20 protein-coding genes are annotated in these 19,569 nt (G+C 71.4%); 11 read left to right on the plus strand and 9 right to left on the minus strand.

What is annotated here, in order from left to right; genetic code table 11:
* Window positions 1-4 precede the first annotated feature (4 nt).
* The 8 genes from VGB75_16510 to VGB75_16545 all read left to right on the plus strand — a co-directional run bounded on the left by VGB75_16510 (window position 5) and on the right by VGB75_16545 (window position 9,593).
* Window positions 5-2,716, plus strand: coding sequence for a lantibiotic dehydratase (locus VGB75_16510; GenBank protein ID HEY0168649.1), 2,712 nt, complete (start codon window positions 5-7; stop codon window positions 2,714-2,716).
* Window positions 2,713-3,759: a lantibiotic dehydratase C-terminal domain-containing protein gene (locus tag VGB75_16515; protein HEY0168650.1), complete on the plus strand. Its 1,047-nt coding sequence runs from the start codon at window positions 2,713-2,715 to the stop codon at window positions 3,757-3,759. Before VGB75_16510 ends, VGB75_16515 begins: the two co-directional genes overlap by 4 nt.
* Window positions 3,756-5,096, plus strand: coding sequence for a hypothetical protein (locus VGB75_16520; GenBank protein HEY0168651.1), 1,341 nt, complete (start codon window positions 3,756-3,758; stop codon window positions 5,094-5,096). The genes VGB75_16515 and VGB75_16520 overlap by 4 nt, the downstream gene beginning before the upstream one ends.
* Window positions 5,089-6,009, plus strand: a complete 921-nt coding sequence (locus tag VGB75_16525; protein ID HEY0168652.1) for an ABC transporter ATP-binding protein — start codon at window positions 5,089-5,091, stop codon at window positions 6,007-6,009. Before VGB75_16520 ends, VGB75_16525 begins: the two co-directional genes overlap by 8 nt.
* Entirely contained in the window at window positions 6,009-6,854 is an 846-nt protein-coding gene (locus VGB75_16530) for an ABC transporter permease subunit (GenBank protein ID HEY0168653.1), read from the plus strand. The genes VGB75_16525 and VGB75_16530 overlap by 1 nt, the downstream gene beginning before the upstream one ends.
* Before the next feature lie 103 nt (window positions 6,855-6,957).
* Window positions 6,958-7,356 (plus strand): metalloregulator ArsR/SmtB family transcription factor, encoded by a 399-nt coding sequence (locus VGB75_16535; protein HEY0168654.1) that lies wholly within the window; start codon window positions 6,958-6,960, stop codon window positions 7,354-7,356.
* Window positions 7,353-8,114 (plus strand): SRPBCC domain-containing protein, encoded by a 762-nt coding sequence (locus VGB75_16540; GenBank protein HEY0168655.1) that lies wholly within the window; start codon window positions 7,353-7,355, stop codon window positions 8,112-8,114. Before VGB75_16535 ends, VGB75_16540 begins: the two co-directional genes overlap by 4 nt.
* A gap of 69 nt (window positions 8,115-8,183) precedes the next feature.
* Window positions 8,184-9,593, plus strand: coding sequence for an NADP-dependent succinic semialdehyde dehydrogenase (locus VGB75_16545; GenBank protein HEY0168656.1), 1,410 nt, complete (start codon window positions 8,184-8,186; stop codon window positions 9,591-9,593).
* Window positions 9,594-9,700: 107 nt separating this feature from the next.
* Here the strand turns inward: VGB75_16545 and VGB75_16550 are convergent, their stop codons facing one another.
* From VGB75_16550 to glp, 6 genes are all read right to left on the minus strand, one after another.
* On the minus strand, window positions 9,701-10,165 hold the full coding sequence (locus VGB75_16550; GenBank protein HEY0168657.1) for a TIGR03668 family PPOX class F420-dependent oxidoreductase: 465 nt from the start codon (window positions 10,163-10,165) through the stop codon (window positions 9,701-9,703).
* Window positions 10,166-10,182: 17 nt separating this feature from the next.
* Window positions 10,183-11,322, minus strand: coding sequence for an ABC transporter ATP-binding protein (locus tag VGB75_16555; GenBank protein HEY0168658.1), 1,140 nt, complete (start codon window positions 11,320-11,322; stop codon window positions 10,183-10,185).
* Window positions 11,319-12,203 (minus strand): ABC transporter permease, encoded by an 885-nt coding sequence (locus VGB75_16560; GenBank protein HEY0168659.1) that lies wholly within the window; start codon window positions 12,201-12,203, stop codon window positions 11,319-11,321. Before VGB75_16560 ends, VGB75_16555 begins: the two co-directional genes overlap by 4 nt.
* Window positions 12,200-13,099 carry a molybdate ABC transporter substrate-binding protein gene (gene modA / locus VGB75_16565; protein HEY0168660.1) on the minus strand — a complete coding sequence of 300 codons (900 nt, stop codon included), beginning with the start codon at window positions 13,097-13,099 and terminating at the stop codon, window positions 12,200-12,202. The genes VGB75_16560 and modA overlap by 4 nt, the downstream gene beginning before the upstream one ends.
* Window positions 13,092-13,499 (minus strand): TOBE domain-containing protein, encoded by a 408-nt coding sequence (locus tag VGB75_16570; protein ID HEY0168661.1) that lies wholly within the window; start codon window positions 13,497-13,499, stop codon window positions 13,092-13,094. The genes modA and VGB75_16570 overlap by 8 nt, the downstream gene beginning before the upstream one ends.
* Before the next feature lie 104 nt (window positions 13,500-13,603).
* A complete protein-coding gene (gene glp, locus VGB75_16575) occupies window positions 13,604-14,851 on the minus strand; it encodes a gephyrin-like molybdotransferase Glp (protein ID HEY0168662.1) in 1,248 nt (415 codons plus the stop codon).
* Window positions 14,852-14,991: 140 nt separating this feature from the next.
* Here glp and VGB75_16580 point away from each other — a divergent pair, with 140 nt between their 5' ends.
* The 3 genes from VGB75_16580 (at window position 14,992) to VGB75_16590 (ending at window position 17,718) form a co-directional block, all read left to right on the plus strand.
* Complete coding sequence (locus VGB75_16580) at window positions 14,992-15,975, plus strand: aldo/keto reductase (GenBank protein HEY0168663.1); 984 nt, start codon at window positions 14,992-14,994, stop codon at window positions 15,973-15,975.
* 63 nt (window positions 15,976-16,038) lie between these two features.
* The gene (locus VGB75_16585) at window positions 16,039-17,376 is read left to right on the plus strand and encodes an MFS transporter (GenBank protein HEY0168664.1); all 1,338 of its coding nucleotides are present in this window, start codon (window positions 16,039-16,041) and stop codon (window positions 17,374-17,376) included.
* Between the two features lie 39 nt (window positions 17,377-17,415).
* Complete coding sequence (locus tag VGB75_16590; protein ID HEY0168665.1) at window positions 17,416-17,718, plus strand: type II toxin-antitoxin system Phd/YefM family antitoxin; 303 nt, start codon at window positions 17,416-17,418, stop codon at window positions 17,716-17,718.
* 74 nt (window positions 17,719-17,792) lie between these two features.
* Here VGB75_16590 and VGB75_16595 read toward each other — a convergent pair whose 3' ends face one another.
* From VGB75_16595 to arr, 3 genes are all read right to left on the minus strand, one after another.
* Entirely contained in the window at window positions 17,793-18,032 is a 240-nt protein-coding gene (locus VGB75_16595) for a DUF2283 domain-containing protein (protein HEY0168666.1), read from the minus strand.
* A 232-nt stretch (window positions 18,033-18,264) separates the two neighbouring features.
* The gene (locus VGB75_16600; protein ID HEY0168667.1) at window positions 18,265-18,618 is read right to left on the minus strand and encodes an ArsC/Spx/MgsR family protein; all 354 of its coding nucleotides are present in this window, start codon (window positions 18,616-18,618) and stop codon (window positions 18,265-18,267) included.
* 123 nt (window positions 18,619-18,741) lie between these two features.
* The gene (arr, locus tag VGB75_16605) at window positions 18,742-19,164 is read right to left on the minus strand and encodes an NAD(+)--rifampin ADP-ribosyltransferase (GenBank protein HEY0168668.1); all 423 of its coding nucleotides are present in this window, start codon (window positions 19,162-19,164) and stop codon (window positions 18,742-18,744) included.
* Window positions 19,165-19,569: the final 405 nt, after the last annotated feature.

Consider the following 19,569-nt stretch of genomic DNA (forward strand, 5'->3'; position numbering starts at 1 on the left):
CACCTTGTCCAGCGCGTTGCTTGCTGACCAAACCCGAGTCGACCACATCGACTGGCACCTCGTACCCCGCTTCATGCTGCGAGTGGCCGGCCTGCCCTTCGGCGCAGCTGACCGGTTGGTCGGCGGCGGGAGCGCCGGCTGGGCCGACGAGGTGCTGGCTGGCGAGCGCAGGCTGGCGGCCGACGCGGCGGCCCTGGCCGACGAGCTGCAGGCCTTCGTCGGCGGCAACCTGCGCGATGACACCGCGCGCAAGCTGGTGATCAACCTGCGCCGGGACGTGTTCAACTTGCGGCTGCCACGGGGCCTTCAGGCCGCCGAGCAGTTGCTGCCGGCCGATCTGCTGGCTCACCTGCACGCCTGGCTCGCCGAGCGCGAGCGGCAGCAGGCGCTGCTGGCCGACGGCATGGCGATCACCGACGAGGAGATCTCGCAGGCACGCCGGGAGCTGCGCGAGATCGCCGGCTCGCACGAGCTGCGGTGCGGCATCCAGCTGTCCTCGCCGTCCCTGGACGAGCACCTGGACGGCTACCTGCGCGCCGATCCCGGCCGGCTGAACAAGCGGGAGCGCAGGATCGAGCGTTCACTGCTGGAGTACCTGTTCCGCACGGCGTGCAAGACCAGCCCGTTCGGCACCCTCACCCCGGTCGCGCTCGGCGCCGTCGCCGACGATGTCGGCCGAGCGGTGCGAGCCGACGTGCGCCACCTGCGCCAGGACAGCTCCACGCTGCTCAACGTCGGGGTGCTGTCCCGGTTGTCCAACCTGATGATGAGCACCCCCGAGATGCGCCGCGACCTGCCGGTGCGCCCGACCGGAGGCCTGCAGCTGGAGGCGAACCGGCTGCGTTACCTGCGCCGGCTGCAGACCGCCCGCGGCAACGACGACGCCGCGGTCAGCATGGACGCGATGCACGAGAGCCTGTTCTACCTGCCGTCCGGGCCGGCGCTGCGCGAGGTGCTGGATCTGCTCGGCGACACCGAGCCGATGCGCTACGCCGAGCTGGCACGCCGGTTGGCCGCCCTGGGCGAGGACCGGTCCGCCGAAGAGGTCGATGCCTACCTCTCGCACCTGCTGCGCCTGGGCCTGTTGGTCGTGCCGGACCTGCAGCTGGACCTGCACGACCGCGCGGTCGGCAGCTCCTACCAGGACGCGCTGCGTCGGCTCGGCAGCGAGTGGGCTGAGGACACCGCCGAGATCGTCGGCCGGATCGACGCGCACGTGGCCGAGTTCGCCGGCGCGGATCTGGTCCGCCGGCGCGCGCTGCTGGCGCGGATCCGTGGGGAGATCACCGAGGCTCACCGGGTGCTCAACCGGACCGACGTCGGCGTGCTGCGCACGCTGGTCTATGAGAACACCACGGTGCCTGGGGTCACGGTGACCGCCGACCGACAGGTGTGGACCGGCGACGCGACAGCCGGACTGCGCCAGCTCGCCACGATCCTGCCCGCCTTCGACGGCAACCTGGTGCGCAGGTTGGTGACCAAGGGGTACTTCGTCATCCGGCACGGCTCGGGCGGGCGGTGCGAGGACTTCCTGTCCTTCGCGCACGAGTTCGGCCAGGACTTCTATGACAATTACAGCCAGGGCCTGATGCGGCACCAGCGCTTCGACGGCACCGAGTTCCACGGGTATGACAACTGGTTCCGCCAGCCCGAGATCGGCCAGCTCGACCAGGCCAGGCTGACCGTGACCCAGGAGCTCGCTCAGCGGTACACCGAGTTGACCTCGCGCGCTGAGCCGGCCGAGGGCGCCGGCGCGGATCTGGAGCTCGGCGACGATTTCATCGCGGCCGTGTCGCAGCAGCTGCCGGCCGGGCTGGGCGCCCTGCAGCCGACATCGTTCTTCCTGCAGGTCGCCGACGACGGCGCGAACGAGCCGCTGGTCGTGGTCAACCGGGTCTACACCGGGCTGACCCTGCTGTTCTCCCGGTTCGCCCATCTGTTCGGCGCCGAGCTGCCCGCCGAGCTGCGCGGCGCGCTCGACGCGGTCACCCCCGAAGGCGCGGTGTTCGCCGAGCTGAAGGGCGGCGCCGATGCCACCAACCTCAACCTGCATCCGATCGTCACTCCGTACGAGATCGTCTCCCCCGGTGAGGTGAGCTTCCGTCCGGCGGCGGAGCAGATCCCGGTCGAGGACCTGATCGTCGAGCACGACCCGGTCGCCGACCGGCTGCTGCTGCGGTCCCGGCGCCTCGGAGTCGAGGTGATCCCGGCCTACCTGGGCTTCCTGCTGCCGATGGCGCTGCCCGAGGTGCAGCAGGTGCTGCTGAACTTCTCCTACGCCAGCCTGGCATCGCTGGACCTGTGGGCCGGGGTGGACCTGCCGACCGATCGCATCATCGAGCTGCCGCGCATCAGGCTCGGCAACGTGGTGGCGCAGCGCCGGACGTGGCGGATTCCGCCGGCCGAGCTGCCCGCCGATGTGGACGGTCGCGGCGAGCACGAGTGGTACCTGGCCTGGCGGCGTTGGCAGCGGGCGGCCGGACTGCCGCGCCGGGTCTTCGCCAGCCTCGGCGGCGAGCACAAGCCGCTCTACGTCGACTTCGACTCCTACTTCTCGGTGCAGTTGCTGCACACCGCGACTCGAGGCGCCACAGCCACGGCCGTGCTGACCGAGATGCTGCCGGGGCCTGAGGAGCTGTGGCTGCGCAACGGCGAGGATCGCTACGTCACCGAGTTGACGGTCGAATTCAACGGAATGCGGATGGAGCGGCGATGAACGACAACCAGTCGGGGCAGGGCGTGCTCGACGACGGCGACAGCTGGATCAGCCTGCACGTGTTCTACGCCGCGAACTCCAATCCCGTGCTGGTGCACTGCATCGGCCCGCTGGTGGCCGAGCTGCGCGAACGCGGCCTGCTGAGCAAGTGGTTCTTCATCCGGTACTGGCTGGAGGGCCCGCACACCCGGATCAGGCTGTTGCCTGCCCCGGACGCCGATCCCGACGAGGTGCGCAGGATCGCCGAGAGCGCCATCGCGGCCTACCTCAAGCGACGTCCGGCGCTGTACGAGGAGGATCGCAACAACAGCGACGACCTCTACAAGAACATGTTCCTGGCCGAGTACAGCCAGGAGCGGTGGGACGAGCTGTACGGCGAGGACGGGAGAATGCCGTTCCGCGACAACAACAGCGTCGCCGAGATCGCCTACGAGCGCGAGTACAGCCGCTACGGCGGCCCGGTCGGGATGGCTCTGGCCGAGTCCCACTTCGAGCGTTCCAGCGATCACGTCCTGTCGCTGCTGGCCAGCACGAACGTGCACGTGCGCACCGTGCTGCTCGGGCAGGCCGCGCAGCTCACCCTGACGCTGTGCCTGACCTTCCTGCCCGACGAGGCGGCCGTCGCTCAGTTCCTCGTCCGGTACCGCACGATGTGGGAGACCTCCTACCAGGAGCCCAGCGACTCCCAGCACGAGAAGTTCGACAACAGCTACGACCGGATGTCGGAGAGGTTCGTCCAGCGGCTGCGCCAACTGCGGGCCGTCGCCCGGGGCGAGCAACCGGCGCCGACGCCCGCGGAGCAGTCCTGGCTGGCGCACTGCGTGGAGCTGCGCGAGCAGACACTGCGCCATGCCGAGGCTGGTGAGTTGAGCTTCCGGGACGGCGTGGTGACCGACCCCCAGGCCGCCCTGGCGATCGTGCTCAGCTCGTACGTGCACATGACGAACAACCGGCTCGGAATCAGCATCCTGGACGAGATCTACCTGTCCTATGTGATCGTCAAGGGCCTGGCCGAGCTGGCGCCGGCGGCGGTCGCCTCGTGACGGCCACCGGCTACCAGCTGCCCCGGCTGCGGCCGGAGGTCGTGCTCGGCCCCGCGCTGCGCGCAGGTCCGGACGTCGTGCATCACGTCAAGGATCCGGCCACCGGGACCTACTACCGGATCGGGCATCGCGAGCACTTCATCCTGCGGCGGATGGACGGCGCGCACACGCTGGAGGACATCGGCGCCGAGTACGCCCAGCACTACGGCCGCCGGCTCGGCGAGGACAGCTGGCGGCAGCTGTTCACCCTGCTCGGGCAGCGCCAGCTGCTCGACGGCCACGCCGACGAGGCGGCCCTGACCCGGTTGAAGGCCGCTACCGAGGCCAAGCAGGCCGTCCAGAGCTCGTGGGCGCACCGGAGTTGGGTGCTGCTGCATCCGGACGAGGTCTGCACCCGGCTGGCGGAGGCGTTCGGCTGGGCCTTCCGCCGGGCGTTCGTGGCGCCTGCGCTGCTGGTGATGCTTGCCCTGCAGGTCTTCGTCTGGACGCACGTTCGGACCCTGGCTGCCGATGCGACCGACCGCACCTGGTGGCCGTTGACAATCTCGCTCTCGCTGCTGCTGCTGCTGCTGATCACGGCGCTACACGAGCTCGGCCACGGCGTGGCCTGCAAGCACTACGGCGGCGAGGTGAACGAGATCGGGTTTCGCTGGCGGTTCCCCAGGCTCGAGCCCTACTGCCGCACCGACGACATCGTGCTGTTCCACCGCCGGTCCGCGCGGGTGGTCACCGCGTTCGCGGGCACCTTCGTGACCCTGCTGGCGCTGCTGCCGCTGCTCGCGGTCTGGGCGCTCATACCCGGCTGGCAGCTCGGGCAGTCGATCGCCGCGGGCCTGCTGCTGTTCGGCAGTTTCGGCGCGGTGGTCAACCTGGCCCCGTTCCTGCAGCTGGACGGCTACGCGATGCTGGGACATGCCCTGAACCAGGCCGACCTGCGCCGCGATTGCCTGCGGTTCTGGCGGCTGCGGCTGGGCCGGCGTGGGCCCGAGCGCGCTGAGCGCTTGGGCGCCTATCCGACCCGGGAGCGATGGATCTACACCGTCTACGGCATCAGCGCGGTGCTGGTGCTCGGCGCGGGCTACGCGACCCTGATGTGGTTGTGGTACCACAGCCTGCGCCGGTGGATGTCAGGCCCGTACGCGGTGACGATCCTGGCGGCCGAGACGGTCTTGGTGGTGGTGCTGCTCGGCTTCGCGGCCCGGACTCGGACAACCCGGCTGGCCGCGGCCAAGGCCGCCGGGGTCTCGGCTGCTGCGGCGCCGGTTCCTGCGGCGTCGGTTCCTGCGGCGCCGGTCGCTGCCGCCCCGACCGCCCCGGCAGGAATCCGCCATGGCTGACCTGGCGATCCAGGCGACCGGGCTGACCAAGCAGTACCGTCCCGGCACGGGCGTGTTCGACCTGGATCTGTCCGTCGGCGTCGGGGAGATCTTCGGCTTCCTCGGCCCGAACGGCGCCGGTAAGACCACCACGATGCGGATGCTGGTGGGGCTCGTGCGTCCGAGCGCCGGCGCCGTCTCGGTGCTCGGCCATCCGGCCGGTAGCAGGCAGAGCCTGGCGGGAGTCGGCGCGCTGATCGAGTCCCCCGCGCTCTATCCGCACCTGGGTGGCCGGGACAACCTGCGCATCCTCGCCCGTTACGCCGGGCTGCCGATCAAGCGGGTGGACGAGGTGCTGGCCGAGGTCGAGATGACCGATCAAGCCGACGTGCCCTTCCGCACCTGCTCGCTGGGCATGAAGCAGCGGCTGGGGGTCGCCGTGGCGCTGCTGAAGGATCCGGCGCTGCTGATCCTGGACGAGCCGACCAATGGCCTGGACCCGGCCGGCATGGCCAGCATGCGCGCGCTCATCGCAGAGTTGCGTCGCGGCCGGCGCACCGTCCTGCTGTCCAGCCACCTGCTCGCCGAGGTCGAGCATCTGTGCGACCGGGTGGCCGTGATCAGCCATGGCCGGCTGGTGGCCACCGGCACCGTCGACGAGCTGCGCGGCGGGGCGGGGACCGGTCGGCTGACGATCCGGGTTGACTCCGTCGAACACGCGGCCGAGCTGGTGCGCCGGCATCCGGCGGTGCGGTCGGCGCTGGTCGTCGAGGGACGGCTTGAGGTGTCGGTGGCTGCCCACCAGGCGGCGGCCATCAACCGGCTGCTGGTCGAGGCGGGCCTGGACGTGCACGATCTGCGCCAGGACGAGGCGACCCTGGAGGACGCGTTCTTCGAGCTGATAGCGGGCGAGCAGGCCGAGGTGGCGGTGTGATGACCGATGTGCTGCGCGCCGAGCTGCTGGCGACGCGTAAGCGTCCGGGCGCCTGGATCATCGGCGGCGCCTGGGTAGTCCTCGCCGTGGGCTTCGGCATGCTGGTGCCCTATCTGGTGTACCTGGCGCTGCGCGGCCGGCCGAGCAGTTCCGCCGGCGACACCGAGAAGCTGCTCACCGGGGTCCTGCCCGAGCAGTTCGTCTCGACCTCGGTGGCGCTGTACCCGCTGTTCGGCAGCGCCCTGATGCTGATCTTCGGCGCGGTGCTGATCGGCGGTGACTACCGGTGGGGCACCCTGGGGACGCTGCTCACGCAGCGGCCCGGCCGGGTGGCGATGATGCTCGGCAAGGCCGCGGCGTTGGGGCTGGCGCTGCTGGGGGTGACGGTCGCGGTGGTGCTCGCGACCGCCGCGACCAGCGCGGTGATCGCGGCGCTCGCGGGTCGAGCCAGCCGCTGGCCTGGCCCGGTGACGCTGCTGGAGGGGATCGGCAGCGCCTGGCTGGTCAGCGCCGCGGCGGCGAGCCTCGGCGCGTTCCTGGCCGTGCTGCTGCGCAACACCGCCGCCGCGATCGCGGTCGGGCTCGTGTGGTTGCTGGCCCTGGAGAACCTGGTGTCGGGCATCGCGAGCACGGTGCCGGCGCTGAAGGTGGTGCAGCGGCTGCTGATCGGGCCCAGCGGCGGCTCGCTGGCCACGTCCCTGGGCTCGGAGACCCAGTCCGACGGCGGCATGCCCGGGGTGGTCGCGGTGTCGGGCTCGCTCACCGCCGTCGTGGTGCTCTGCTGCTATATCGCGGTGTTCCTCGGGTTGGCCACGGCGCTGACCGTCCGTCGCGACCACTCCTGAAGCACGCACCGACCCGCCAGGCAGGCATCAGGGGGCAACGCCTCACCGCTGACCCCTCATCACTTGCGTGCCAGAATTGGTCACTCTAGAGTAACCGTTGCTCATGAGTAACCATTCAGCGGCTGAGGCCGCCCTCGACGCGCTCGGTGACCCGATGCGCCGCCGGCTGCTGGAGCTGCTGCACGCCGGCCCCCGCCCGGTCGGCGAGCTGGCCGCGGAGCTGCCGATCGGGCGTCCGGCCGTCAGCAAGCACCTGCGGGTGCTCGAAGGCGCCGGCTTGGTGCGCCACCGCAGCGAAGGCACCCGCAACCTCTACGCCCTGGCACCCGAGGGCCTGACCGACGTCCAGCAATGGCTGGTCGGCGTGTGGGACACCGCCCTGGCCGCCTTCGCCAGCTACGTCGCCGCCGCCAGCACGCCACCCGCCGACAGCACGCCACCCGAACAGCACGCCACCCGTCCAGCACGCCACCCGTCCGGCCCAGGAGGCTTGAGGACATGACCGAACCCGCGCCCATCCGTCGCGAGGTGGTAGTCGCCGCGCCGCCGGCCACCGCCTTCGCCCTGTTCACCGCCCACATCGGATCGTGGTGGCCGCTGGCCAGCCACAGTGTCTTCGGCGCGGACGCCACGGTCGCGTTCGAGGGCGACCAGCTGGTCGAGCGGTCGGGCAACCAGCGCACGGTGTGGGCCGAGGTCATCGAGCTCGACCCGCCGCGCAGCCTGCGGCTGAGCTGGCATCCCGGCCACGACGCCAGCCGCGCCACCGAGCTGTCGGTGCGGTTCACCGACCGCGACGGCTCGACGGTGGTGAGCCTGGAGCACCTCGGCTGGCAGCGGCTCGCCGACCCGCAGGGCGCGCGCGCTGAGTACGAGCTGGGCTGGCCACTGGTGCTCGGGGCCTTTCAGCAGCAGCTTGATCCGCCGGTCCCACCGCCGGCAGCCACCGACTGGTACGTCCTGCTGCACCAGCCCGGCCCGGCCGTGGCGCCCGGGCAATCCCTGTCCGAGCACCCGGACCTGATCGAGCACCTGGCGTTCTTGCAGCGGCTGGACGAGCAGGGCCTGCTGGTGGCGGCCGGTCCGCTCGCCGACAAGATCGGCTCAGGGATGACGGTGATCAGGGCCGCGCCTGACCTGGACATCCAGCGGCTGGCCACCGAGGACGACCTGAGCGTGGCGCGCGGCGTGCTGAGCGTCCAGGTCGCGCCGTGGCTGGTGCAGGTCACCGGCGACTGGATCGTCCAGGCCCGGGGCTAGCCTGAGCAGGCGGGTCGGCGCCGTCATCTGACCCGCACGTCCCACCGACCTCGACGCAGGAGTTCGCAGATGCCCATCGCGACGACCAACCCCGCCACCGGCGAGGTGATCACCACCTTCGAGGCGTTGACCGACGCCGAGATCGACACCCGGCTCGAAGCGGCCGCCCAGGGCTTTCAGACCCTGCGCCGGACGAGCTTCGCCGACCGGGCCGGCTGGATGCTCGCCGCCGCTGACATCCTCGACGCCGAGCAGGACCAGATCGCGACCATGATGACGACCGAGATGGGCAAGACGCTCGCCTCGGCCAAGGCAGAGGTGGCCAAGTGCGCCAAGGCCTGCCGGTTCTACGCCGAGAACGCCGAGTCGTTCCTGAGCAGCGAGCAGGTCGAGCCGGGCAAGGTCAACGCCACCCAGGCCTACGTCCGCTACCAGCCGCTCGGCCCGGTGCTGGCGATCATGCCGTGGAACTTTCCGCTGTGGCAGGCGATGCGCTTCGCCGCCCCGGCGCTGATGGCCGGCAACGTCGGCCTGCTCAAGCACGCCTCGAACGTGCCGCAGACCGCGCTGTTCATGCAGGACCTGTTCAGCCGGGCCGGCTTTCCCGACGGCTCGTTCCAGACGTTGCTGATCAGCGCCAGCCAGGTCGAGGCCGTCCTCGCCGATGACCGGGTGGCCGCGGCGACGCTGACCGGCAGCGAGGCGGCAGGGCGGTCGGTGGCCGAGGCGGCCGGGCGCAACCTGAAGAAGACCGTCCTGGAGCTCGGCGGCAGCGACCCATTCGTGGTGATGCCCTCGGCTGACATAGAGAAGGCGGCCAAGGTGGCGACCACCGCGCGCTGCCAGAACAACGGCCAGTCCTGCATCGCGGCCAAGCGCTTCATCGTGCACGCCGACGTCTACGACGCCTTCGCCGCCGCCTTCGTCGAGAACATGAGCGCCCTGACGATCGGCGACCCGATGGACAGCGACACCGACATCGGCCCGCTGGCCACCGAGCAGGGCCGCGACGACGTCACCGGCCAGGTTCGCGACGCCATCGACAAGGGCGCCAAGGTGCTGTGCGGCGGCGAGCCGATCGACCGGCCCGGCTGGTGGTACCCGCCGACCGTGGTCGCCGAGCTCAGCCCCGAGATGGAGATGTACGCCGAGGAGGTCTTCGGGCCGGTGGCCGGGCTGTACCGGGTGCAGTCCTACGACGAGGCCATCGCGCTGGCCAACAGCACCACCTTCGGGCTGGGCTCCAACGCCTGGACCACCGACCCGGACGAGCAGGAGGCCTTCGCCCGCGACCTGGAGGCCGGGGCGGTGTTCATCAACGGCATGACCACCTCGTTCAACGAGCTGCCCTTCGGCGGGATCAAGAACTCCGGCTACGGCCGGGAGCTGTCGGTGCAGGGGATCCGGGAGTTCTGCAACGCCAAGGCGGTCTGGGTCGGCGACACCGAGCCCGGACGCGCCGGCTCGCACAGCGAGTAGTCGCCGGGGCGGCGTGTGACCCTTTGATCGTTGGCTCCGTAGCAGCGACGACACGCCGATCCGGGCCTGCTCAGGGGCCAACGATCGGCAGGAAAGTCGCCGTAGGCCTACGGGGCCGGCTCGGTCGCGGCCCAGCCGCGGTAGGCGTCGACGTCGATCGTGAGCACCGGCCCGTCCGGACGCTGCTCGCGGTACTGCGGGTACTTGGCTGCCAGCGCGTCAATGGCCCGGTTCGTTTCGTCGGCGTCGTGCAGTTGCCCGCCGTGGCCGTCGAGGCGAACCCACCACAGCCGGGACCAGTCCTCGTCGTAGTGGTCGACCAGCAGGCACGCCTGCCCGGTGGCGCGCAGGTTGGCCGTCCGGCGCAGCTCGGCGCCGCGCTTGGGCTTGTGGTCGATCGCGATGTGCACCCGGTCGCCGTGCCCACCCTCGCCGCGTTCACTGTCAGCGCTGTCGAGGACGAAGCAGACCGGCACCAGGTGCGGACGGCCCTCGGCGTCCACGGTGGCCAGCCGGGCGACCCGGGCGGTCTCGACCAACCGGCGCATCACCACCGGGTCCAAGTCAGGCATCGCAGACTCCTCCATCCTCAGCGCGGGTCGGGATAGCAGTCGACCTCGGTGGCCTTGGCGCTGAGCCACACCGGCGAGCCGGCGGCCAGGTCGAGTTCGGCCACCGCGTCCGGGGTGACGTCGACCAGCGCCGGCGGGCTGCCGCTGACCTGGACGCGCACCCGGTCGGTGAGCAGCTCGACGCCGGTGACGGTTCCCGGCCAGACGTTGCGCGGGCTGGCGTGCCGTGGCCGCTCGGTGTGCAGCGAGATCGCGCTGGGCCGCAGGGCCACCAGCACCGGGCCGGGAGGCGTCGGCGCGCCCGACTGCCCCCCGGCTTCACCGCCGCCGTGGGCATGCAGCACGCCGCCGCCGGCGTCGCTGTCCAGGGTCACCGCCGCGTCCGCGCCGAGCGTCCCCCGGTAGAGGTTGAGCCCGACCAGCCTGGCCACGTACTGGCTGGCCGGGCGGCGCGCCACCTCGGCCGGGGTGCCCTGCTGCACCACCCGGCCGCCCTCGATCACCAGCAACCGGTCGGTGAGCACCATCGCCTCCAGCGGATCGTGGGTGACCACCAGGCTCGGACCGCCGAAGGAGCTCAGGTGCCGGCGCAGCTCGGCGCGCACCTCGAGCCGGGTGCGGGCGTCCAGGGCGGCCAGCGGCTCGTCCAGCAGCAGCAACCCGGGGTCGGCGGCCAGCGCCCTGGCCAGCGCGACCCGCTGCGCCTGCCCGCCGGACAGCTCGGCCGGCTTGCGGCCGGCGAACTCCGACAGCCCCAGCCGGCGCAGCCAGTCCTCGGCCCGCTGCCGGGCCGGTCGCCGGGCCGCGCCACGCGCCCGGGCGGCGAAGGCCACGTTGTCCAGGACGCTCAGGTGCGGAAACAGCCGGTAGTTCTGGAACACCAGCCCGACCGGCCGGCGCTCGGGCGGCGTGAACAGCTGCCGGTCCACGTCGTCCAGCACGGCGCCGGCCAGCTCGATCCGTCCCCGCGACAGCGCGCCCAGCCCCGCCAGCGTCCGCAGCAGGGTGGTCTTGCCGGCCCCGTTCGGGCCCAGCACGCCGAGCACCTCACCGGGCGCGACCGTGAACTCCAGCGCCAGCCGAAACCCGCCGCGCTCGATCTCGCCCGCCACCCTCAGTCCGGCCACTTCCAGCCCGGCTGCTTTCAGCCCGGTCACGGCGGGCCGACCGGGCGCAGCCAGCGGTCGCGCAGCAGCGCCAGCACCGTCGCGGCGGCCAGCAGCAGCACCAGGCTCAGCGCGATCGCCGGCTCCGGGTCGGTCTGCAGGGCGTTGTACACGGCCAGCGGCATGGTCTGGGTGGCGCCGGGAGAGTTGCCCGCGAAGGTGATGGTGGCCCCGAACTCCCCCAGCGCCCGCGCCCAGCACAGCACCGCGCCTGCCAGCAGCGACGGCGTCACCAGCGGCAGCGTGATCCGGGTGAACACCGTCAGCCGGCTGGCGCCCAGAGTGGCGGCGGCCTCTTCGAGCTCGCGGTCGGCCGAGCGCAGCGCGCCCTCGACGGTGACCACCAGGAACGGCATCGCCACGAAGGTCTCGGCCATCACGACCCCGGCGGTGCTGAACGGCAGGGTGAGTCCGAACCAGGCGTCCAAGTGCCGGCCGATGAGGCCGTTGCGCCCGAAGGCCAGCAGCAGCGCCAGGCCGCCGACCACCGGTGGAAGGACCAGCGGCACCGTGACCAGCGCGCGCAGCGCCGACAGCCCCGGAAACCGCGCCCGGGCCAGCACCCAGGCAAGCGGCACGCCCAGCACCACAGAGACCGCGGTCGCCGCGGTGGCGCACAGCAGAGACAGCCGCAGCGCGGTCAGCGCCGTCGGGTCCGACAGCAGGCCGGGCAGCCCGCGCCACGGCGCCCGCACCAGCAACGCCAGCAGCGGGATGAGCAGGAAGCAGAACCCGATGGCGGCGGGCACGGCCAGCACCGCGGGCGCCCCGCGTCCGGAGCTCACCCGGCGCGACGGCAGCCGTTGGCTCGGCGAGGCGTCCACAGCGGGCCGTCCGGCCGGGTCCACGGCGGGCCGTCCGGCCGGACTCACGGCGTGGTGAAGCCGGCGGCGGACAGCACGCGGCGACCCTCGGCGGACAGGACGTAGGCGGTGAATGCCTCGGCGCCGGCTCGATTGCGGGCCTCGCGCAGGACGCCGATCGGATACCTGACGCTGGTGTTGAGGGCGGGCGGGATCGCGATGCCGCGCACCGTCGCGCCGGCCGACCGGACGTCGGTCACGTACACCAGGCCGGCGTCGACCTCGCCGGTGCGCACCTTGGTCAGGGTCGCCCGCACGTCCGCCTCCAGGGTGACCGGCGTGACCCGCAGGCCGGCCTTGCCGAGCACCGCGACCGCGGCGGCGCCGCACGGGACCTGGGCCTGGCACAGCGCGACCTTGACTCCGGGCCGGGCCAGGTCGGCCAGCCCCTGGACTCGGGCCGGGTTGCCCGCGGGGACCGCGAGCTGCAGGGCGTTGCCGGCGAAGTCGCGCACGCCGCTCACCGCGCCGGCCCGCGCCAGCTGATCCATGTTGACGGTGGCCGCTGAGGCGAAGACGTCCGCCGGGGCGCCTTGGGTGATCTGCAACGCCAGGGCGGAGCTGGCGCCGATGTTGAGCCTGACCCGCGTCCCGGGGTGCTTGGCCTGGAACTGCCGGGCCAGCGTGCCGAACACCTCGGTGAGCGAGGCGGCCGCGAACACCGTCACCGTGCCGCCGAGCGCGCTGCCGTCGGCCGCTCCGGGGGCCGCGGCCGGCGTCGTCGCGCAGCCGGCGGTCAGCGCCAGCGCGGCGGCCGTCGCCGTGAGCCAGCCTCGGGCCCGGCTCCCCCGTTCAGGTACCGACTGCTCGCGAACCGACTGCTTACGAACCGACTGCTCACGAACCGGCGGCTCAGCACCCGACTGATCGCGAACCGGCTGATCGCGAACCGGCCGCTCAAGCATCGGTGGGCACCTCGATGACGACGTTGGTCGCCTTGACCGAGGCGACCGCGAGGCTGCCCGGCTGCAGGCCCAGCTCGTCAGCGGCCTCGCGGCTCATCAGCGAGACGATCCGAAACGGCCCGGCCTGCATCTCGACCTGCGCCATCACCGTGTCGCGCACCACCCGGGTGACCAGGCCGACCAACCGGTTGCGCGCGGACTCACTGGCCATCGCGCGGATTGCCGGCCGCTCTGCGGTCGCGGCCAGCTCGGTGGCGAACCGGGCCAGCTCAGCGCCCTCGATCGCCAGCCGCCCGCCTTCGGTGACGGTGGGCACCCGTCCGGCCTCAGCCCAGCGCCGCAGCGTGTCGTCGCTGACGCCGAGCAGCTCGGCGGCTTCCCTGATCCGAAAGACGGCCATGCGATCACTCTAACCGCAGTTGCGGCTCACACAGCCTTCTTTAGCAGCAACTGCGTTCATGGTGACCCGGGATTCGCGCACTGGCTCGGCGACGCATCAGGCCTTTAGCTGAGCAGGTGCACCGGCACCTCGTCGCCGGCCTCGACCCTGCGACCGTCCTCGACCTGCGCCAGGCCGTCGGCGGACGCCGAGGCCGAGAGCTGGTGGGAGTCCTGGCCGCTGACCGGCCGCGCGTGCAGCCGACCGTCGGGGCCGAACCGGCAGCTGACCCGCAGGTAGGCGGTCCGGCCGTCCCCGTGCGGGCGTGGCAGCGGCGCGTCGGCCACCCCCAGCACGACGCGGCCGTACGGGTCGGCATGGCCCATCATCTGGCGCAGCGCCGGCCGGGCCAGCAGCTCGTAGCTGACCAGCGCCGACACCGGGTTGCCGGGCAGTCCCAGCACCGGCACCGGGTGCCGGGGGCCGGGCAGCACTCCGAACGCGAAGGGCTTGGCCGGCCGGATCGCCACCTGGAGCCAGTTCAGCCCGCCGAACCGGTCGAGCACGGCGCGCACCGGGTCGGAGTCACCCATCGACACGCCGCCGGAGGTCAGCACCGCGTCGCAGCGCTCCAGGGCGGAGCTGAGCCGGGACTGCAGATCGGTGACGTCGTCGCCGGCCACTCCCAGATCCACCGGCTCGCAGTTGGCCCGCCTCAGCAGCGCCAGCAGCATCGCCCGGTTGGACTCATAGATCTGGCCGGGACGCAGCTCGGCGCCGCCGGTCACCAGCTCGTCGCCGGTCACCAGGACGCCCACCTGCAGCCGCCGGTAGCCCGAGACCTGCCAGGCGCCGACGCTGGCCAGCACCCCCAGGTGCGCCGGTCGCAGCACGGTCCCGGCGCCCAGCACCAGCTCACCGGCCCGCACGTCGCTGCCGGCCCGGCGGGTGCCCGCCCCCGCGGCCACCTCGCTCAGCACCTCGACCACGTCCCCGGCCGTCCCCAACTGCACGGTCCGGGTGGCCGAAGTCCTCTCCACCATCACCACCGCGTCGGCGCCCTCGGGCACCGGAGCGCCGGTCATCACCTTCCAGGTTTGGCCCGGCCCGACCGGCCGGTCGGCCACCGACCCCGCCATCACCGACCCGAGCACGTCCAGCCGCACGGGGCTGCTCTGGGCGGCGCCCGCGACGTCGGCCGCGCGCACCGCGTAGCCGTCGACGCTGCTGTTGTCGAACGGCGGCACGTTGCCGGGCGCGATCACATCGGCGGCCAGCACGCAGCCGTCGGCATCGTCGGAGTCGAGTCCGACCGGTTCCAGCAGCGGGCAGGCCGCCAGCAACACCCGACGGGCTTCGGCCAAGTCGATCATCGGCACACCTTACGACGCCGGCAGCGGCCTGCGCCTGTCCTCGGCGCCCGGCACGCGCACGGGCCCTCCCCTGCGGCCGGCCCCGGGGTGCCGTCCCCCGCCTCGACCGGGGCGCCTGCCCGGGAGTAAGTGTGGAAGGCATGCAGACTCGCGAACTTCCCAAGCTCGGCCGTGCGGTGTCGGTGATCGGTCTGGGCACCTGGCAGTTGGGCGCCGACTGGGGCAGCGTCGACGACACCGAGGCGATGAACGTCCTCCACGCCGCGGTCGAGGCGGGTGTCACGTTCTTCGACACCGCCGACGTCTACGGCGACGGCCGCAGCGAGCAGGCGATCAGCGCCTTCCGCAGAGCCCACCCCGGTCTTGAGCTGACGGTCGCCACCAAGATGGGCCGCCGGGTCGAGCAGGCGCCCCAGGCGTACACGCTGGAGAACTTCCGCGCCTGGACCGACCGGTCGCGGGCGAACCTGGGCGTGGATGTGCTGGACCTGGTGCAACTGCACTGCCCGCCGACCGAGGTCTACGCCAGTGACGCGGTCTTCGACGCCCTGGACACCCTGGTCGGCGAGCAGCGGATTCTCGGCTACGGGGTCAGCGTCGAGACCTGCGGCCAGGCGCTGACCGCGATCGCCCGGCCCGGCGTGGTGAGCGTGCAGATCATCCTCAACGCCTTCCGGCAGAAGCCGCTGGACGAGGTGCTGCCGGCGGCCGCCGCGGCCGGGGTGGGCATCATCGCGCGGGTGCCGCTGGCCTCTGGCCTGCTGTCGGGCAAGTACCGCCACGACACCGTGTTCGCCGAAGACGACCACCGCAACTTCAACCGGACCGGCGCCGCCTTCGACGTGGGCGAGACCTTCGCCGGGGTGGACTTCGACTCCGGCGTGGACGCGGCGATCGAGTTCGCCGGCCTGGTCGGCGCCGGAGTCTCACCGGCCGCCGCGGCCCTGCGCTGGGTGATCGACCAGCCCGGTGTCACGACGGTGATCCCCGGCGCCCGCACGCCTGACCAGGCCCGGGCCAACGCCGAGGTGGCCGCGCTGCCCGAGTTGCCGGGCGAGACGATCGCCGCCATCGGATCGCTGTATGACCGGGTGATCCGGCCGCAGGTCCACCACCGCTGGTGAGCCAGGTCCCTTCGAGCATGCCTGGCTGGTGTCGCGTCACTCACCGTCGGGCATGCTGAGCCAATGTCGTTCGCGCAGCCACCGCCCGTAGCGTCGGGCGCCACTGGCCCGGACGAACCGGGCGAGCCGCTGGCCCAGGCCGAGTCGCAGGAGCCGGCCGAGTCGCAGGAGCCGGCCGAGTCGCTGGCCGCCGATGAGCCGGCCCGTTCGGTGATGCGGCGGGGCCCGTTGCGCGGCCTGCCGGTCGAGGTCGGGGTGCTGTCGACGGTGGCGTTCTTCGTGGCCGCGGGCTTCGGCATCGTCGCTCCGGCGATCCCGGTCTTCGCCCGCAGCTTCGGAGTGTCGCGCACCGCGGCAGGGGCGGTGATCAGCGCTTTCGCCCTGATGCGGCTGATCTCGGCGCTGGGCTGCGGCCGGTTGGTCAACCATTTCGGCGAGCGCTTGGTCCTGGGCGCGGGCATCACCATCGTGGCCCTCAGCAGCGCGCTGGCAGGGCTGTCTGCCAACTACGGCCAACTGCTGACCTTGCGGGGCGTCGGCGGGCTCGGCTCGGCGATGTTCTCGGTGTCGGCGAGTTCGCTGCTGCTCAGCGTCACCCCCTCCGGCCAGCGCGGCCGGGCGATGGGCGCCTACATGGGCGGCTTCCTGCTCGGCGGCATCGCCGGCCCGGGACTGGGCGGGCTGGTGACCGGCTGGTCGCTGCGAGCCCCGTTCTTCCTGTACGCCGTCACCCTGGCCGCGGCCGGCGGAGTGGGCCTGGCGCTGCTGCCGCGTCGGCTCAGCAAGCACGAGCAACCGGCCACCCAGTCCGACGAGCCGCCGCTCACCCTGCGGGAGGCCTTCGGGCTACCCGCCTTCCGGGCTGCGGCCGGGGTGAACATGGCCGACAACTGGGCCGCGATCGGCGTGCGAGCGGCGCTGGTGCCGCTGCTGGTGGTCGAGGTGCTGCACCGGTCCCCCATCTGGACCGGGATCGGACTGACGGTGTTCACGGTGGGCAACATCATCACCCTCACCCTGGGCGGCCGGCTGGCCGACCGACGGGGCCGGCGTCCGCTGCTGCTGAGCGGCTGCCTGATCAGCGCGGTGGGCACGTCGTTGCTGGTGCTGCCCCAGACGCTGCCGCTGTTCCTGGTGGCGATGGCGGTGTTCGGCCTGGGCAGCGGCCTGCTCAGCGTGGCGCCCGGGGCGATGCTCGGCGACGTGGCCGGCGGCCGCGGCGGCACGCCGGTGGCGGCCTATCAGATGATCGGCGACCTGGGCAGCCTGACCGGGCCGGTGCTGGCCGGGGCGCTGGCCGACAGCGCCGGTTTCTCGTCGGCCTTCGCCCTGTCCACAGCGGTGCTGGTGGCCGCCGCCGTGGTCGCGTTCCGCGCGCCGGAGACCCTGCGCCGGGCGTGATGCGTCCCTGCCGCTGAGCTGCCCGATATAACACTCACTATGACCCGAACGCTGACCGTGACGGACGCCAAGGCCCGGCTCTCGGAGTTGGTGGCCATGGTCGAGCAGACCCAGGAGCACATCGACATCACCCGCAACGGCGAGCCGGCAGCCGTCCTAATCTCACACGCCGAACTCCAAGCCATGCGGGAGACCATCGCGATCTTGTCCGACCCGACGTTGGTCGGGGACATCCGTCAGGCCGAGGCGGACATCGCGGCTGGCGACACGGTGAACGCTGAGAGCCTCCGCGAGTCCATGCAGGCGCGGCGTCCCACCCGCGCGAGCTTTCCAACCCCTTGACGTGCCTGCCTCCCGCGCCAAGGTGGACATCGTCTGGGTGATGCCCTCATCACGGGCGCTGTCGCGACGTGCGCTTATTCGCCTCTGATCGGCTTCTCGTCCATCGGCTCGGCCGTAGCCAGCGTTTCGGGCGCGAGGACCGCGCGGGCTCCGAGGATCTCGATCTCAAGCAGGTGACCGCTTGCGGAGAACCCAAGGTAGATGTCGGCGCCCGGCCGCTCGACGTGGACATCCTCAGTGATGGCACCGTCTGGGATGTGCGATACCAGGGTCACGTTCGCGATGTCATCCTGTGGCCCGTACTCGATTCTCATCTAGCGTCCCTTGTTCCCTCCGCAGTCTGACGCCACACCCGGGCCTGGTGAGGACGATCCAAACATGCAGCCGCTGTGTCGTTATCGTTGCCGCCGCTCAGTGGTCGGCTGACGCAGAACGCTCCAGCTGCGCTCATGCTGGCCCCCGACTAGCCGTGCGTATCGACGGTTACCGAGCACTGTCCGCGGCAGGAATCCGGTGGGAGGCCCAGCGAGGACGTCGGCCTGCCTGCTAGGACTCCAGGAAGGTGCGAACGCGGTCCTTGGGGCGGCCGATGATGGCGCGCTCGCCCTTGATCAGCACCGGGCGCTGCATCAGGCGCGGATGCTCGACAAGCAGATCAGCCACCGCCTCGGGCGTGACGAAGTCATCGGCGTCGAGGTCGAGCTGAGTGAAGTAAGGATCCTTGCGAACCAGGTCCGCCGGCGGATCTTCTAGTTTGCCGATCAGGGCCAGCAGCGCGGCGCGGTCGAGCGGCGTCTTGAGGTACTGCACGACCTCGATGGCGGTCCCGCTGTTGTCGGCTTCGGCCAACGCGTGCTTCGACGTCGAGCAGGCAGTGTTATGCAAGATCGTGACGGCCATGCTCGGCAGAGTACTGGGCTGGCAGACCTACCAAAATATGCCTTGCGTGGCCAGCGGTTCGGGCGCGAGCACCACGCAGGTAGGTTGAACCGTGGTGTCCGAATCTCCGTTTGCACTCGGACCTCAATTGATGATTTCGCCACTCTCACTTGAAAGAAGCACCGATAGACGCTCCCGCCATGTCTCCAGCTGTTCGGGGGTTAGTCGCCTCCACTCGGTGATCTCACCTACGACCCGCAGTGGGGCGCTACTGCGGTACGAGCGGGTGGGGTTACCGGGGAACTTCTTGTCGGTCACGTTCGGGTCGTTCTCGAACGCCCCCGTTGGCTCTACTGCATACACTTTCGGAACCGCTTCACCCTCCGCGAGTTCTGCAGCGATCTCCGCAGCGAGGCCGGCTCCATCAACAAGGGCGGTGAAGTAGATGTGGTTCATGACGATCTCGGGACGGTAGTTCGATGGGCGGCCCGCCGTGAGGAACTCACCCACGTTCAGGGCCGCGATCGTGCCATGGAAGAACGGGCCCTCATCGAGCGGTCTGGACACCTGAAACCCTTCTGCCTACCTGGGTGCACGCGACTCCGACGCGCCAGCTGGCCTTGCCGGAAGCCGCCGCCCGCGCCCTAATCCTAAGCTGGAAAGAACGCCGCGAGCGTCGCTGGGAGACGACGGATATCCGCACGCCCGCAGATGGGACACGGGCCGACGCGATATCGGGGTTCCAACGTCTGTGCACCTGTTGGGACTCTAAGTCTGCGCACCTGTTGGGACAGCTTTCACACCCTAAAGTCACCTCGGCCTCGGTCGGTAGATCATCGAGCGACGCATACCGCCGATTCTGTCGCACACCATGTCGCACTTCCACCACTTCTGAGTCGGCAATATGTTCGACTGGCCCTCATCATGTCTTTCGGCCACCTGCATGACGCAGCTGAGGTTCGCCTTGACAGG

This window comes from Jatrophihabitans sp. (assembly GCA_036399055.1).
Classification (GTDB): domain Bacteria; phylum Actinomycetota; class Actinomycetes; order Mycobacteriales; family Jatrophihabitantaceae; genus Jatrophihabitans_A.